The 15,385-nt window shown below is 74.6% G+C and carries 15 protein-coding genes; 4 read left to right on the top strand and 11 right to left on the bottom strand.

Annotation, left to right across the window (positions count from 1 at the left end; translation table 11 throughout):
* Window positions 1-16: 16 nt before the first annotated feature.
* Genes BLU42_RS20005 through BLU42_RS19995 form a run of 3 tightly spaced genes read right to left on the bottom strand, consistent with a single transcriptional unit; the run spans window position 17 to window position 2,282 of the window.
* The gene (locus tag BLU42_RS20005) at window positions 17-1,288 is read right to left on the bottom strand and encodes a glutamyl-tRNA reductase (RefSeq protein WP_091078722.1); all 1,272 of its coding nucleotides are present in this window, start codon (window positions 1,286-1,288) and stop codon (window positions 17-19) included.
* Window positions 1,285-1,965, bottom strand: a complete 681-nt coding sequence (locus BLU42_RS20000) for a redox-sensing transcriptional repressor Rex (protein ID WP_231918355.1) — start codon at window positions 1,963-1,965, stop codon at window positions 1,285-1,287. The genes BLU42_RS20005 and BLU42_RS20000 overlap by 4 nt, the downstream gene beginning before the upstream one ends.
* Before the next feature lie 32 nt (window positions 1,966-1,997).
* Complete coding sequence (locus tag BLU42_RS19995) at window positions 1,998-2,282, bottom strand: glutaredoxin family protein (protein WP_091078718.1); 285 nt, start codon at window positions 2,280-2,282, stop codon at window positions 1,998-2,000.
* A 106-nt stretch (window positions 2,283-2,388) separates the two neighbouring features.
* Here BLU42_RS19995 and BLU42_RS19990 point away from each other — a divergent pair, with 106 nt between their 5' ends.
* Complete coding sequence (locus tag BLU42_RS19990) at window positions 2,389-3,267, top strand: HAD family hydrolase (RefSeq protein WP_197680541.1); 879 nt, start codon at window positions 2,389-2,391, stop codon at window positions 3,265-3,267.
* A gap of 27 nt (window positions 3,268-3,294) precedes the next feature.
* Here the strand turns inward: BLU42_RS19990 and BLU42_RS19985 are convergent, their stop codons facing one another.
* The 4 genes from BLU42_RS19985 to BLU42_RS19970 form a co-directional block, all read right to left on the bottom strand.
* Window positions 3,295-3,657 carry a hypothetical protein gene (locus BLU42_RS19985; protein ID WP_091078711.1) on the bottom strand — a complete coding sequence of 121 codons (363 nt, stop codon included), beginning with the start codon at window positions 3,655-3,657 and terminating at the stop codon, window positions 3,295-3,297.
* Between the two features lie 18 nt (window positions 3,658-3,675).
* The gene (locus tag BLU42_RS19980; protein WP_091078708.1) at window positions 3,676-4,632 is read right to left on the bottom strand and encodes a lysophospholipid acyltransferase family protein; all 957 of its coding nucleotides are present in this window, start codon (window positions 4,630-4,632) and stop codon (window positions 3,676-3,678) included.
* Window positions 4,625-5,665, bottom strand: a complete 1,041-nt coding sequence (locus BLU42_RS19975) for an NAD-dependent epimerase/dehydratase family protein (protein WP_091078706.1) — start codon at window positions 5,663-5,665, stop codon at window positions 4,625-4,627. The genes BLU42_RS19980 and BLU42_RS19975 overlap by 8 nt, the downstream gene beginning before the upstream one ends.
* A gap of 347 nt (window positions 5,666-6,012) precedes the next feature.
* A complete protein-coding gene (locus BLU42_RS19970; RefSeq protein ID WP_002550589.1) occupies window positions 6,013-6,114 on the bottom strand; it encodes a 30S ribosomal protein bS22 in 102 nt (33 codons plus the stop codon).
* A 117-nt stretch (window positions 6,115-6,231) separates the two neighbouring features.
* Between BLU42_RS19970 and BLU42_RS19965 the strand changes: the two genes are divergently transcribed.
* The 3 genes from BLU42_RS19965 to BLU42_RS19955 all read left to right on the top strand — a co-directional run bounded on the left by BLU42_RS19965 (window position 6,232) and on the right by BLU42_RS19955 (window position 11,597).
* Entirely contained in the window at window positions 6,232-9,321 is a 3,090-nt protein-coding gene (locus BLU42_RS19965; RefSeq protein ID WP_231918354.1) for a glycoside hydrolase family 2 TIM barrel-domain containing protein, read from the top strand.
* 31 nt (window positions 9,322-9,352) lie between these two features.
* Window positions 9,353-9,988: a hypothetical protein gene (locus BLU42_RS19960; protein ID WP_157720113.1), complete on the top strand. Its 636-nt coding sequence runs from the start codon at window positions 9,353-9,355 to the stop codon at window positions 9,986-9,988.
* A 103-nt stretch (window positions 9,989-10,091) separates the two neighbouring features.
* On the top strand, window positions 10,092-11,597 hold the full coding sequence (locus BLU42_RS19955) for a PepSY-associated TM helix domain-containing protein (RefSeq protein ID WP_091078699.1): 1,506 nt from the start codon (window positions 10,092-10,094) through the stop codon (window positions 11,595-11,597).
* 34 nt (window positions 11,598-11,631) lie between these two features.
* Here the strand turns inward: BLU42_RS19955 and BLU42_RS19950 are convergent, their stop codons facing one another.
* The 4 genes from BLU42_RS19950 to BLU42_RS19935 all read right to left on the bottom strand — a co-directional run bounded on the left by BLU42_RS19950 (window position 11,632) and on the right by BLU42_RS19935 (window position 15,276).
* Window positions 11,632-11,859, bottom strand: coding sequence for a helix-turn-helix domain-containing protein (locus tag BLU42_RS19950; protein WP_091078695.1), 228 nt, complete (start codon window positions 11,857-11,859; stop codon window positions 11,632-11,634).
* 357 nt (window positions 11,860-12,216) lie between these two features.
* On the bottom strand, window positions 12,217-13,380 hold the full coding sequence (locus tag BLU42_RS19945; protein WP_091078691.1) for an acetoin utilization protein AcuC: 1,164 nt from the start codon (window positions 13,378-13,380) through the stop codon (window positions 12,217-12,219).
* The gene (proC, locus tag BLU42_RS19940; protein ID WP_269458004.1) at window positions 13,377-14,231 is read right to left on the bottom strand and encodes a pyrroline-5-carboxylate reductase; all 855 of its coding nucleotides are present in this window, start codon (window positions 14,229-14,231) and stop codon (window positions 13,377-13,379) included. Before proC ends, BLU42_RS19945 begins: the two co-directional genes overlap by 4 nt.
* Before the next feature lies 1 nt (window position 14,232).
* Window positions 14,233-15,276 carry an aspartate-semialdehyde dehydrogenase gene (locus BLU42_RS19935; RefSeq protein ID WP_091081167.1) on the bottom strand — a complete coding sequence of 348 codons (1,044 nt, stop codon included), beginning with the start codon at window positions 15,274-15,276 and terminating at the stop codon, window positions 14,233-14,235.
* Between the last annotated feature and the right edge of the window lie 109 nt (window positions 15,277-15,385).

Here is a 15,385-nt window from a genome sequence, read left to right as displayed (position 1 = left end):
CCGCTCGCCGGGCGTGCTAGGCGTTCGTCTCGGGAGACATGACCGCCGCCACGGCCTGGGGGTCGAGCGCGAACAGCTCGCGCAGCGCAGCGGCGTAGTCGAGCGCGTCGGGGTCGGCGGAGAGCTCCTTGACCCGCACGGTCGGCTGGTGCAGCAGCTTGTCGGCGATGCGCCGCATGGTCCGGCCCACCTCCTCGCGCTCGTGGTCGTCGAGGCCCGGGACGCGCGCGTCGAGGCGCTTCATCTCCGCGGCGACGACCTGCGAGGCCATCGACCGCAGGGCCACGACCGTCGGTGCGACCGCCGCCGCGCGACGGGCACCCAGGAAGTCGCCGACCTCGGAGCGCACCAGCGCGCGGGCGGCCTCGACCTCGGGAGTCGAGGTCTCCGACCGGGTGGCCACGAGCAGGTCGAGGTTGACCAGCAGGATGCCCAGCGACGTCACGTCGGCGGAGATGTCCGCGGGGAGCGCGAGGTCGACGGCGGCGGTCACCGGGGTGCCGGCGAGGTCGGCCGAGTCCAGGTGCAGCGAACGGGCACCCGTGCAGGTGACGACGACGTCGGTCTCGGCGAGCGCGGCCGACAGCCGGGTCAGGGGCTCGGCGCGCCCGCCCACGACCTCGGCCAGGCGCTGCGCGCGCTCGAAGGTGCGGTTCACGCACGTCACCCGCGCGCCGGCGGCCGCCGCGGTGCGCGCGGCGAGCCCGGCCATGGCGCCGGCGCCGACGACCAGGACGCGCCGGTCGTCGAGCGGGCCCTGGGCCTCGACCAGCAGGTCGTACGCCGCGGTGACGAGCGAGCGTCCCGCCCCGGCGACGCCGGTCTCGGTCTGGACGCGCTTGCCGACCCGGATCGCCTGCTGGAACAGCGCGTTCAGCACGGTGCCGACGGTGCCCTGCTCCTGGGAGAGGGCCAGCGCGCCGCGCACCTGGCCGAGGATCTGGCCCTCGCCCATCACGACCGAGTCGAGCCCCGAGGCGACCGAGAAGGCGTGCGCGACGGCGCCCTCGTCGAAGAAGACACGGGCCATCGCGCGCAGGTCCTCGACCGGCTCACCGGCCAGGTCGGACAGCGCGAGGACGGCGTCGTCGAGGCCGCCGTGGAACCGCGACACCGACGCCCACAGCTCGGTGCGGTTGCAGGTCGACAGGACCACGGCCTCGTCGATGTGCTCGCTGCCCACGAGGGTCTGCGCGAGCTTGCCGGCGGTCGCGGGGTCGAGCGCCAGCGCGGCCAGCCGCGCCATGGACGTCGACCGGTGCGACACGCTCACCGCGAGGACGCTCACGAGACCTCCTCGACCTTGCGCTGCTCGTGGAAGGCGAGGATCGCGAGCTCCTGGCCCAGGTCCACCTTGCGCACGTTGACTCCTTCAGGCACCACCAGCGGGGTGGACGCGAAGTTGAGGATGCTCGTCACTCCTTGATGCACCAGCCGGTCGGTGACTTCCTGGGCGGCGTCCGCGGGCGTGGCGACGACCGCGATCACCGCACCCGTGTTGCGGACGACCTCTTCGAGGTCGGTGAGCGCGGAGACGGTGATGCCCTGGATGGACGTGCCGATCCGCGCGGGCGCCGGGTCGACCAGCGCGACGAGGGTGAACCCGCGCGCCGCGAAGCCGGCGTAGTTGGCCAGCGCCGTGCCGAGGTGTCCGACGCCGACGATGACGACGGGCCACTCCGAGGCGGCGCCGATGTGGGTCGCGATCTGGCGCTGCAGGCGGGCGACGTCGTAGCCGACGCCGCGCGTGCCGTACGTCCCGAGGCAGGACAGGTCCTTGCGGAGCTGCGAGGGGCTCACGCCCGCCGCCTCGGCCAGGGCGGTGCTGCTGACCACCTCGACGTGCCCGGCGAAGAGCCGCCCGAGCGCCTCGTGGTAGACGGGCAGCCGCGCGACGGTCGCCTGGGGGACGCCGCGCGCCGGCTTGGTCCCGGTGCCGGGACCCGGCAGCAGGCCCGAGATCACCGATCCACCTTACGCAGCCGCACCGTCCCGCCCTAGTGACGTGCGCGACGTCCGAGCGCGGCGCGGAGCCGGGCGGGGTCCACGCGCCAGTAGTCGTGCTGGGCGCCGTCGACGAAGGTGACGGGGACCTCGTCGGTGTAGCGGCGCAGGAGGGCCGGGTCGGCCGCCGCCGCGGCGTCGAGGTCGACCTCCTCGTACGCCTCCCCCGTCTCGGCGCAGACCTGGGCGACGACGAGGCGCGCCTCCTCGCAGAGGTGGCAGCCGGCCCGGGTCAGCAGCCGGACACGGGGCGGGCGGACGGCGTCGGCGGGCTCCACGCCGTGCAGTGTCCCACCAGGGGGCACCGGTGCCGTCTCCCACCGCTGCCGTCTCCCACCGCTGCCGCCTCCCGCCGCTGCCGCGCAGCGCCCCTAGGCTGACGCCGTGGACGCAGCGGAGCGGGAGGTGCCGACCGAGGCGCTGCCGCACGGCGCCGGGGCGGTGCACGTGGAGCGCGTCGTCCGCGCGCAGGCCCCGATCGAGCCCGACCCGCGCGCCGCCGCCTTCTTCGACCTGGACAACACGATCGTCCAGGGCGCGTCGATCTTCCACTTCGCGCGCGGCCTCTACCGCCGCGGCTTCTTCGACGCCCGGACCATCGCCAAGGCGCTGTGGTTCCAGACCTACTTCCGCCTGGCCGGCAAGGAGAGCGCGGCCCACGTCGCCGACGCGCGCGAGACGATGCTCGCCTTCATCGAGGGCCACACCGTCGCCGAGATCACCCAGGTCAGCGAGGAGGTCTACGAGGAGTTCGTGGCCCGGCGGATCTGGGCGGGCACTCGGGCGATCGCCCAGCTGCATCTCGACGCGGGCCAGCAGGTCTGGCTGGTGACCGCGGCCCCGGTGGAGATGGCGGGCATCATCGCCGCCCGTCTCGGTCTGACCGGGGCGCTGGGCACGATCGCCGAGCACGTCGAGGGCGTCTACACCGGGCGCCTGGTCGGCGACATGCTGCACGGGCCGGCCAAGGCCGACGCCGTCCGCGACCTCGTCGCCGAGCACGGGCTCGACCTGGGTCGCAGCTTCGCCTACTCCGACTCCTACAACGACCTGCCGATGCTCTCGATCGTCGGGCACGCCTGCGCGATCAACCCGGACCGCCGCCTCGCGGCGCACGCCGAGGAGCAGGACTGGCAGGTCCGCGACTTCCGCACCGGCCGGCGCGCGGCGCGGCTCGGCCTCCTCGGGGCCGGGGTCACCGGTGCGGTGGCGGGCGCGGTCGCGACCGGCGTGGCCGTGACCCGGCGCGTGCGTCGCGGCTGACCACCGGACGCACGGCCCTCGCCGTCCCTAGCCGGCGTCCTGCTCGGACCAGGCGGGCGGCGGCTCCCACGGCTGCGCCCGTCGCGCCGCACGGCGGGCGGTGCGCCGGATGAGCCCGACGGCGATGAGCAGGTAGAGCAGGTACGCGATCAGGCCCAGCACGCCGGCGGCCTCGGCCTGGCCCCCACGACCGGCCAGGCCGAGGACGAGGACGCCGGCGGCCAGGAGCACGAGCGTGGCGGCGCCGACGAAGACGAAGCCCTGCAGCTGGTCCAGGTCGAGGCCGCCCGGACCCGGAGGTGCGGCACCGGCACCGCGGACCCGGTGCCGGACGACGCCGGCCGAGAACACGGCGACGGCCAGCACGAGGAGGGCGAGGGGGCCGTACACGTCAGGGGACCGCCGCGCTCAGAAGAAGGTGCCGCGGCGCTGCATCAGCAGCGCGTAGAGGGTCTGCTGGATGGTCTCGCGGACCTGGTCGGTGACGTCGAAGACGACCATCGGGTCGTCGGCGGCGCCGGGCGGCAGCTCGTCGGTGGCGATCGCCTCGCCGACCTCGATCACCCACTTGCTGGGCAGCGGCACCATCCCGAGCGGCCCGAGCCACGGGAACGTCGGCGTGAGGGGGAAGTACGGCCAGCCGAGCGCGCGGGCCAGCGTCGGGAGCCGCCCGAGCAGCGGGTAGATCTCCTCCGAACCGACGACCGAGACCGGGATGATCGGCACCGAGGCGCGGACAGCGGTCGACACGAAGCCGCCGCGGCCGAAGCGCTGCAGCTTGTAGCGGTCGGCGTAGCGCTTGCCGAGCCCCTTGAAGCCCTCGGGGAACACCGAGACCAGCTCCCCCGCCCGCAGCAGCCGCTCGGCGTCCTCGGGGCAGGCCAGCGTGGTCCCGGTCTTGCGCGCGAGGTCGGCGGAGAACGGCGTGGAGAAGATCAGGTCGGCACCGAGCATGCGGGGGTGCCGCCCGATCGCGTCGAAGACGACGCTGTGCAGCACCATCCCGTCGAGCGGCAGCGCGCCGGCGTGGTTGGACACCAGCAGCGCCGGTCCGTCGGTCGGCAGGTTCTCCGCGCCGCGCAGCTCCACGCGGAACCACGACCGGACGAGCGGGCGCAGCAGCGGCAGGAAGACCTGCTCGGTCAGCTCGACGTCGAAGCCGAACTCGTCGACCGGGTAGTCGCCCTCCAGACGGCCGCGCAGGAAGGCGGCCAGCGCGTCGCTGTCCGCGGTCGGGTCGAGCCCGAGGGCGGCGAGCAGGCGCGCCGCGAGCCCGCGCCGCGTCGGGGCATCGGCCGGGGGCTCCTCGCCGCCGCGACGCCGGTCGGCCCGGTCGTCGAGCCGCACGACCTCCGCGTCAGGCACGCTCGTCCGCCCGGTCCTCGACCCGGCGGGCGACGCGGGCGACGGTGGCCAGCGCGCCCTCGACCCGGTCGGCGGCCAGCAGGCCGGGGCTCGACGACGCGACGAACTCCGCGAGCGCGTCCGCGCTGGAGCGGGTGGGCGCGAAGCCGGTCGCCTCGAACCGCGACGTGTCCATGACCCGACCGTAGGTCAGGGCGTCGATCTGGTCGGAGGAGAAGTCGGCGGCGCGCCAGGACCGGAACAGCGACGCCACGAGCGGCGCGCTCCCCCGCGGGACCCCGACGGTAGGACGACCCATCCGCCGCAGCGCCTGGCCGAGGGTGACGACGTCGGGGGCGGCGACGTTGAACGTGCCGGGCACGTCGTCGCGCACCGCGTGCTCGAGCGCGGCGACCGCGTCGTCGGGGTGGAGGAACTGGAGCCGGGCGTCGAAGCCCAGCACGCGCGGCACCACGGGCAGCGCGAGGTAGCGGGCGATGCGGCTGTGGACGCCGGCGCCCATCAGCGCGGCCATCCGCAGGGTCGTGACGACGGCGTCGGGCCGACGCCGGGCGAAGCCGCGGACGTAGGACTCGATCTCGATCGTGTCCTTGCCGAAGCCGGTGCGCGGCGACACGCGCGCCGTGTCGTCCTCGGTGAACGAGGCGGGGTCGCGTGGCGAGGCGCCGTAGACCGACACCGAGCTCTGGACCACGAGCTTGCGGAACGTCGTGGCGCGCTGGCAGGCCGCCAGCAGCTGCAACGTCCCGATGACGTTGATCTCCTTCGCCAGCTCGCGCGAGGAGCGGCCGGCGGGCGCCGCGACGACGGCCAGGTGCACGACCGTGTCGACGGCGCGCGCCTCCACGAGCCGGCCGACGGCCGGGCTGCGGATGTCCGCGCGGACGAAGGAGGCCCGCCCCAGGTCGTGGCGCGGCGGGGTCAGGTCGACCCCGACGACCTCGAAGGCCGGGTCCGCGGCGAGGGAGCGGGCGAAACGCGCGGCCAGGTCACGGGAAGCCCCCGTGACCAGGACCGTACGGGACTGACTCATGAGGGGGGACGACCCCCCACACCCCCGCGGGGTTCCACTCGCTCGCGCTCGCGAAACCCTTCCAGGAGGGGGGACGACCCCCCACACCCCCCGCGGGGTTCCACTCGCTCGCGCTCGCGAAACCCTTCCAGGAGGGGGGACGACCCCCCACACCCCCCGCGGGGTTCCACTCGCTCGCGCTCGCGAAACCCTTCCAGGAGGGGGGACGACCCCCCACACCCCCCGCGGGGTTCCACTCGCTCGCGCTCGCGAAACCCTTCCAGGAGGGGGGACGACCCCCCACACCCCCCGCGGGGTTCCACTCGCTAGCGCTCGCGAAACCCGTCACGGCAGGCTGGTGCTGCTGGCTACTTGCCCGCGCGACGACGCTGGATGCGCGTCTTCTTGAGGAGCTTGCGGTGCTTCTTCTTCGCCATGCGCTTGCGCCGCTTCTTGATGACCGAACCCACGGGTGACCCTCTCGTAACCGAGACAGCCTGGCCCCGGACGTGTACTGGAAAGCTGGTGCGCGTCGGTTGCCCGACGGCCACGGAAGCCTACCTGCCACGGGCGCTAACGTCGAAGCCGTGGACGAGCCCGTGCTGACCGACGACCTGGCGTACCTCGAGGACACGGGTCCCGGCACCGGGCGACGGAGCCCCGCGCGGGCGTGGGTGGAGACCGACGCGCCCTCCCTCAGCCTCGACGGCGACTGGCGTTTCCGGTGGTCGCCCTCCCCCGTCGGCCTCGACGCGACCTTCGCCGACCCGGCGTACGACGACGGGCCCTGGGACACGCTGCCGGTGCCGTCGCACTGGGTGCTGCACGGCGACCCGTCCGGCGAGCAGCGCTACGGCGCACCGATCTACACCAACGTGCAGTACCCCTTCCCGCTCGACCCGCCGCACGTGCCCGACGAGAACCCGACCGGGGACCACCGGCGCACGTTCGAGGCCCCGGCGTGGGTCGGCGACGAGACGCACGCCGGGACGCGGACGCTGCTCCGCTTCGACGGCGTCGAGTCGCTCTACCGCGTGTGGCTGAACGGCGCCGAGATCGGCGTCGGGAAGGGCAGCCGGCTGGTGCAGGAGCTCGACGTCACCGACGCGCTGCGCCCGGGCACCAACGTGCTCGCCGTGCGCGTGCACCAGTGGTCGGCCGCGAGCTATGTCGAGGACCAGGACCAGTGGTGGCTGCCCGGCATCTTCCGCTCGGTGACGCTGCTGGCGCGACCCGTCGGCTCGCTCGACCACGTCTGGCTCCACGCGGCGTACGCGCCGGCGTCGCGGACGTCGGGTCGGGGTTCGCTGGACCCCCGGCTGCTGGCCGCCCCCGAGGCCTTCCCCGTGACCGTCCGCGTGCCCGAGCTGGGCGTGGAGCGCACCTTCGCCTCGGCCGCCGAGCTACGCGCCTTCGAGGTCGGCGAGGTCGAGCCCTGGACCGCCGAGTCGCCCCGCCTGTACGCGGCGACGGTCACCTCGACCGGGGAGACGGTGAGCCTGCGGGTGGGGTTCCGGGACGTGGCCGTGGTCGGCGACCGGCTGCTGGTGAACGGCGACCGGCTGGTCTTCCGCGGCATGAACCGCCACGAGACGCACCCCGTCCGGGGGCGGATGTTCGACGAGGACTTCGCCCGCGAGGACCTGCTCGCGATGAAGCGCGCAAACGTCAACGCCATCCGCACCAGCCACTACCCGCCGCACCCGCGCGTGCTCGACCTCGCCGACGAGCTCGGCTTCTGGGTCGTGCTCGAGTGCGACCTCGAGACACACGGCTTCGTCCTCGACGACTGGGTGGGCAACCCGAGCGACGACCCCGCGTGGACCGAGGCCTACCTCGACCGCATCGAGCGCACGGTCGAGCGCGACCTGAACCACCCGAGCATCGTCGTGTGGTCCCTCGGCAACGAGGCCTGGACCGGCCGCAACCTCGCGGCGATGGCCGAGTGGGTGCACCGGCGCGACCCCAGCCGCCCGGTCCACTACGAGGGCGACCACAGCGCCGCGTACACCGACCTCTACTCACGGATGTACCCGAACTACGCCGAGACGGCCGCGATCGGCTCGGGGTCGGGCTTCGTCAGCTACCTGCACTCGGCCGCGGAGGCCGCGCGGGTCCGCTCGAAGCCGCTCGTGCTCTGCGAGTACGTGCACGCGATGGGCAACGGGCCGGGCGGGATCAAGACCTACGACGACCTGTTCGAGGAGCACCCGCGCCTGCACGGCGGCTTCGTCTGGGAGTGGCGCGACCACGGCCTGCTGGCCCGCAACGCGGACGGCACCGACTACTTCGCGTACGGCAGCGACTTCGGCGAGGTCGTGCACGACGGCAACTTCGTCATGGACGGGATGGTGCTGCCCGACGGCACGCCCACGCCCGGGCTGGCCGAGTGGGCGGCGGTCAACGCGCCGGTGCGCCTCGAGCGCGAGGGGTCGACGCTCCACGTGCGCAACCGGCGGCACTCCGCGACGACCGAGGGGCTGCGGCTGGTCGGGGTGCGCGAGGTGAATGGCGTGCCGGACGAGGCCGTGCGCGTCGACGCGCTGCCCGTCGAGGCCGGGGAGACCGCGGCCGTGTCGCTGCCGGGCGCCCTGCTCGAGGCCGACCCGACGCCCGGGGTCGAGACGTGGCTGACCGTCCGCGTCGAGCTGGCCGACGACACGGCCTGGGCGCCCGCGGGCCACGTGGTCGCGAGCGCGCAGTGGGACCTCACCCCGGCGTCCGCGCGGCTCGGGGTGGGCGTCGAGCGGCCCTGGTCGCCGACGGCCCTGTCGCCCGCGGACCGTTCGGGGTCGCTGCGCCTCGGGCCGGCCGAGCTCGACCTCGCGACCGGTCTGCTCACGCGCGTCGGCGACCTCGAGGTCTCCGGCCCCCGGCTCGAGCTCTGGCGCGCGCCCACCGACAACGACCGGAGCGACGACCGCGGCTCGTACGAGCTGGGTGCCCCGGAGGACACCCTCGGGGAGGGCGCGCCCGGCCCGTCGTCGGCGGCACGCTGGCGCGAGCGCGGGCTCGATCGCCTGGTGCACCGCGTCCGCTCGGTGCGCACCGGGGGCGACGCCGGGCGCGAGGAGGCCGAGGTCCGGGTGCGGGTCGGTGCCGCGACGCGGGCGCTGGGGGTCGAGGTGACCTACCGCTGGCGGGTCGTCGACGAGGGCCTGCTGCTGCGGGTCGAGGTCCAGCCCGACCCGGCCTGGGACTGCACCTGGCCGCGGGTGGGCGTACGGCTCGACCTGCCGGCCACGCTCGACCGCGCGGAGTGGTTCGGGACGGGCCCGGCCGAGAGCTATCCCGACACCCACGACGCCGCGGTGGTCGGGCGGTTCGCCGCCGGGCTGGAGGAGCTGGGCGTGCACTACTCCCGGCCGCAGGAGACCGGCCACCGGGCGGCGCTGCGCGAGCTCGTCCTGGCCGACGGCGATGCCTCACGCCTCGTGGTGCGCACCCGCCCGACCGCCGACGGGCATCGGCCCGGCTTCACCCTCAGCCCGTGGACCCCGCAGCAGGTCGACGCCGCGCGGCACCCGTACGAGCTCCCGGCCCCGACCCGGACGCACCTGTTCGTCGACGACGCGGTGCACGGCGTCGGCAGCCGCGCCTGCGGCATGGACGTGCTGCCCGAGCACGCCCTGTGGCCGGGCGCCCGGACCTTCGAGGTGGTGCTCGCGCTGCCGTGAGCGTCCGCCCGCGCTCCCTATGCTGTTCCGGGTGAGCGCGCGCGTGGTGGGCCCGGCGGGCGGGCGCGTGCGCCTGGCCCGGGCCGGCGCGCTGGGCGGGGGTTCGCTGCTGCTGGCCGCCGGCGCGCACCTGGTCGGTGGCGGTTCGCTGCCGGGACCCGGGGTGCTGTTCGTCGCCGCGGTGGTGCTCGGCCTCGTGGCCACGCTGCTGACCGCTCGTCGTTGCGGCTTCGGCGTGCTGGCCCTGCTGCTCGCCGGGGAGCAGGTGCTGCTGCACACGATCTTCACCGTCGCCTCCAGCGCCACCCACGTCCACCTCGCCGCGCCCGCGCACCACGTGGGGCCGCTGCACGCGCCCGGACTCACCCCCGAGGCCCTGCAGGCCGCCACCTCCGGACCGGCCATGGACATGCCCGGTCCGGGTTGGCTCATGTGGGTCGCGCACGTCGTCGCCACCCTGGCCACCGCCTGGCTGCTGGCGCGCGGCGAGGCCTGGCTGTGGCGCGCGGCCGAGTCCGTCGCGGTCGCCGCCGGCCTGCGCTGCGCCGTCCGCGTACGCCGTGCCGCCCCGGCGACGGTGCCGCCGGCACCCGCCCTGCTGCGCTGCCTGTCACCCGTCTGGCTCGTCGCCGGACCCCGAGGACCACCGGCGGTCGTCGCCGGCTAGGGGTGCCTCCTGGCCGGCCCGCGCGACCGTCCTGCACCACCCCTCCGGCCAGCGCCGACCCGCGTACGGGTCCGGCGCCGCCCCCTCGTCCTCGTGAGGTCTGATGACCAGTCCTGCCCCGACGCTCGAGCGCGCCCCCGCGCCCGGCGCCGCGTCCGTCCCCGACCGTCCCCGGCGCACCTCCTGGTTCGCCCCGTTCTGGCGCTGGCACTTCTACGCCGGCTTCCTCGTCCTGCCCGTGCTCGCCGTCCTGGCCGTGACCGGGCTGATCTACCTCTTCCGCTTCCAGGTCGAACCCCTCCTGCACGCCGACCTGATGCGCGTCGAGCCCGCCGCGGACGGCTTCCTCATGCCGTACGCGGTCCAGCAGCAGCAGGTGGTCGACCGCATCGCCACCGACCCGTCGCTGGCCGGCGCGACGCTGGTGTCGGTCACCGAGCCGGGCGACCCGTACTCCTCGACGCGGTTCAGCCTGGCCATGCCCGACGAGAGCACCCGCGACGTCTTCGTCGACCCGTACGACGCCCGGGTGCTGGGTGCGCTCAACCCCGACTCGACGCTGAGCGGCACCGCCGTCCGGCTCCACGCGAACCTGATGTCGGGCACGGTCGGCGACGTCGTCATCGAGGTCGCGACGTGCTGGGCGATCGTCATGGCCCTGACCGGCTACTACCTGTTCGTCCGCGGCTGGACCGCGCGGCGGCGCGTGCTGCGCCACGCCCGGGCGGCGGCCGGGACGCCGGGTGGGGGCGTGCGGCTGCGCGACGCCACGCTGCGCCAGCGGCACGCGGTCGGTGGGGCCGTCGTCGGCGTCGCCCTGCTCGGGATGCTGGTCAGCGGCCTGCCGTGGACGGGCGTGTGGGGCGCGCAGGCCCAGCAGCTGGCCAGCCGCGGCGGCACGTCCTTCTGGTCGGAGGACCACGGCGCGGTGTCCAGCCCGACCTCCACGCTCGACGAGTCGCTGCCGCACAGCCACGCCCGCGACGTGCCGTGGGCCCTCGGCGGCACGGAGCGGCCGACCTCGGGCGCTGGGTCGGATACGGGGAGCGAGGACGACGAGCGCTCGGTGGCCAACGTCGACACGGCCGTCCTCGTCGCCGCCCGCGAGGGGCTGGCGCGACCGCTGACGATCGCGCTGCCCGAGACCGACGACGGGGTCTTCTCGGTGATCGGTTACGCCTTCCACGACCCGACGGCCGAGCGCACGGTGCACGTCGGGCGGTTCGGAGGGGAGGTGGTGTCGACGTACGGCTACGCCGACTACCCCGCCCTGGCCAAGGTCGTCGCCCAGGGCATCGCGCTGCACGAGGGCCGCAGCCTCGGCTCGGCCAACATGATCGGCTCGGCGGCGATGTGCCTGCTCGTGCTCTTCGTGTGCGTGTCCGGGCCGCTGATGTGGTGGCGCCGGCGACCGAAGGACGGCACGCTCGGCGCACCCCGCGCCCGGATGCCGCTGCGCACGACGCCGCTGCTCGTGGTCGCACTCGTCGCGCTCGGGGTCTTCCTGCCGCTGTTCGGCGCGAGCCTGGTGCTCGTGCTGCTCGCCGACCGGCTGCTCCTGCGCCGGGTGCCCGCGCTCAGCCGCTGGTTCGGCGTCCGGGCGGCCTGACCGCCGTCAGGTCCCGGGCCTGCGGGCCCGGGGCCTAGCCGGTCTCGTAGTAGGAGCCCTTGAGGTAGGCGTCGACCGCCTTCTCCGTCACCCGGAAGCTGCGGCCGAAGCGCACGGCCTCGAGCTCACCGGCGTGGATGAGGCGGTAGACGCTCATCTTCGACACCCGCATCACGGCCGCCACCTCGGCGACGGTGAGGAAGTTGACGTTCGACAGGTTGCCGCCGATCGGCCTGACGCCACCGGGGCTCGGGTCCACCATCTCGCGCTCGTTTCTGTGCCGTCGGCGCCGGGCTTCCCCTCCGGCGTCACGCGAGCACTGGTGTGAGAGTAGTGGTAATCGGGGCGCTTGGTACAGGTACTTCACAGGAAATCCCCCGACACGCCGGGCCGGTGCTTGACCTCGACTTGACGGTTGTCTTGGCCGGTCAATGAACCCCCGCGAGTGCAAGCAGCGTCTGGACGGACGCCGCCCCTCCGAGCGTCGGGCAGCCGTAGCCCGGCCCGGTCTGGACGACGAACGAGTCAGCTGCAGAGCCGCGGCAGCGGCAGCGACGACTGCTGACGAGCGAGGAGGAAGACCGGGTCGTAGGGCGGAGGCGGGCGCGAGGAGGAAGAATCAGAACCCGGGGTCGAGGCCCAGCTCGGGGAAGACCGCGCGGCGGGTGGCCATGATCGCCTGGTCGAGGCGGCTGTCGGGCGAGAAGCCATCATCGAAGTGCCGGAACGACACCTCCACGCCGTCGCCCATGGTCAGGGGCGCGTACTCCCCGACGAGGTCGCGGAAGGCCTGCGGCGTCGGGGTCTCGGGGTCGAGCGGCTCGCCGCCGACGATGGCGAGCAGATGCGTCCATGCGCGCGGCACGATGTGCAGGACGGCGTACCCACCACCGCCCGTGGACACCCAGCGACCCTCGCAGAGCTCGTCGGCGAGGGCGGCGAGGGCGAGGTAGGAGGCTCGCTGGCCGTCGACGCTCAGGTCCAGGTCGGCGAGCGGGTCGTGGGCGTGGGAGTCGCAGCCGTGCTGCGTGACCAGCACCTGGGGACGGTGGGCGGCGAGCACCTGCGGCACGATCGCGTCGAAGGCGCGCAGCCAGCCGGAGTCGCCGGTGCCGGGCGGCAGGGCGACGTTCACGGCGGTGCCCAGCGCACCGGGCCCGCCGGTCTCGGTCGGGAAGCCGGTGCCGGGGAACAGGCACGCGGGCGTCTCGTGGAGGCTCACCGTCATCACGCGCGGGTCGTCGTAGAAGACGGTCTGGACGCCGTCGCCGTGGTGGACGTCGACGTCGACGTACGCCACGCGCTCGACCCCGTGGTCGAGCAGCCACCGGATCGCGACGGCGACGTCGTTGTAGACGCAGAAGCCGCTCGTGCGGTCCGGCATGGCGTGGTGCAGGCCGCCGGCGATGTTCGACGCGCGCAGCGCGTGACCCTCCCAGACCTGCCGCGCCGCCTCGACGCTCGCGGTGACGACCTGCGAGGAGACCTCGTGCATCCCGGGGAAGACCGGGTTGTCGCTGGTGCCGAGCCCGTGGCTCTCGTCGGGCTCGCCGCGCCGCACCGCCTCGATGTAGCCGGGGGTGTGCACCGTCTCGAGCAGGGTGTCGTCCGCGGGCGGGGGCGCCACGACCTCGAGGTGCTCCAGCACGCCGAGCGAACGGGCGAGCGTCACCGCGTCCCGGACGCGCCCCGGCGACATCGCGTGGTCCTTGCCGAAGTCGTAGCCGGTCAGCGCCTCGGAGTAGACGAGGACCGGCCTGCCGCCGTCGGTCGCCGGGCTCATGCGCCCGTACGCTGCTCGCGCGCGGCCGCGGCCAGGTCGCGGCTGCGGTCCCGGGCGGCCTCCATCGCGCTCAGGAAGGCCGCGCGGACCTTGTGGTCCTCGAGCTCGCGCAGCGCCGCGGCGGTGGTGCCGCCGGGCGAGGTCACGCGCTCGCGCAGGATCGCCGGGTGCTCGCCGCTCTCGCGCAGCAGCTTGGCCGAGCCCAGCATCGTCTGGACGACGAGCTCGGTGCTGGTGTCGCGCGGCAGGCCGAGGTGGACCCCGGCCTCGATCATCGCCTCGACGACGAAGAAGAGGTACGCCGGTCCCGAGCCGGAGATCGCGGTCACCGCGTCGAGGTAGCGCTCGGGCACGACCGCCACCCGCCCGGTGGCCGTGAGGATGTCGCGGACCCGCTCGAGGTGGTCGTCCGTCGCTGACGAACCGGCCGCGACGGCGGCCATGCCCTCGTCGACCTGCGCCGGGGTGTTCGGCATGACGCGGACCACGGGCTGGCCGGCGGGCAGGCCGGCCTCGAGGGTCGCGGTGTCCACGCCGGCCGCCATCGAGACGACGAGGGTGGTCGCGTCCAGCGCGGGCGCGATCTCGCCCAGCAGGCTGGTCATGTCCTGCGGCTTGACGACCAGCAGGACCGTCTCCGCGCCGGCGACCGCGTCGACGTTCGAGGACATCGTGATGCCGTACGCGGCCTCGAGCTCGGCCACCCGCTCGGGACGGCGGTCGGTGGCGACGATCGTGGCCGGGTCCCAGCCCGCGCGCACGAGACCGGACAGGACGGTCTCGCCCATGACGCCGGCCCCCAGGAGGGCGAGGCGTCGGGGCGGCCGCCGGTCGGTCCCGTGCACCGTCACGTCAGGCCTGGCTCCCGGCCGGCGTCCGGATGAGCAGCTCCGCGATCTGCACCGCGTTGAGCGCCGCGCCCTTGCGCAGGTTGTCGTTGCTGATGAAGAGCACCAGGCCCTTGCCCTCCGGCGCCGACTGGTCGGCCCGGATGCGGCCGACGTAGCTCGGGTCGCGCCCGGCGGCGTCGAGCGGCGTCGGGATGTCGCTGAGCTCGACGCCCGGGGCGTCGGCCAGGAGCCGGGTGGCCTCCTCCGGGCTCAGGTCGTCGGCGAACTCGGCGTGCACGACGAGCGAGTGGCCGGTGAAGACCGGCACCCGCACGCAGGTGCCCGCGACCCGCAGGCCGGGGACGTGCAGGATCTTGCGGGACTCGTTGCGGAGCTTCTGCTCCTCGTCGGTCTCCAGCGAGCCGTCGTCGACGATCGAGCCGGCGAGCGGCAGGACGTTGAAGGCGATCGGCTTCGCGTACGTCCTCGGCGCGGGCAGCTCGACCGCCCGGCCGTCGAAGGCGAGGTCGGCGGCGTGGTCGGCGACCGCGCGCACCTGGCCGTCGAGCTCGGCGACGCCGACGCCGCCGGAGCCGGAGACGGCCTGGTACGTCGCGACCTGGAGGCGGACGAGCGTGGCCGCCCGGTGCAGCGGTGCGAGGACCGGCATCGCGGCCATCGTGGTGCAGTTCGGGTTGGCGATGATGCCCTTGGGCGGGTCGAGGGCGTCGTCGGGGTTGACCTCGGAGACGACGAGCGGGACCTCGGGGTCCATGCGCCAGGCCGAGGAGTTGTCGATCACGACGGCGCCGGCCGCGGCGACGCGCGGGGCGGTCGCCTTGGACGCGGCCTTGCCGTTGGAGAACAGGGCGATGTCGAGGCCGGTGAAGTCGGCCGTCTCGGTGTCCTCCACGACGACCTCGCCGTCGCCCCAGGGGAGCGTCGTGCCCGCTGAACGGGCCGAGGCGAAGAACCGGATCTCGTCGACCGGGAACGACCGCTCCGCCAGCAGCGCACGCATCACGCCGCCGACCTGGCCCGTCGCACCGAACACTCCCACGCGCATGGGCACACCCTAGGTGCTCCCTTACACCAGCCCGACGTCCTTCCAGGGTGCGGGTGAGGCGCGAGTCCGTCACGCGCGCGGACGCCCCCGATCCGCGGCACCGGGCCCG

It is taken from the genome of Microlunatus sagamiharensis (genome assembly GCF_900105785.1).
In the GTDB taxonomy this organism is placed as follows: Bacteria; Actinomycetota; Actinomycetes; order Propionibacteriales; family Propionibacteriaceae; genus Microlunatus; species Microlunatus sagamiharensis.
Note: the sequence above shows the minus strand (reverse complement) of the source record. Positions and strands in the feature narration are given on the sequence as shown.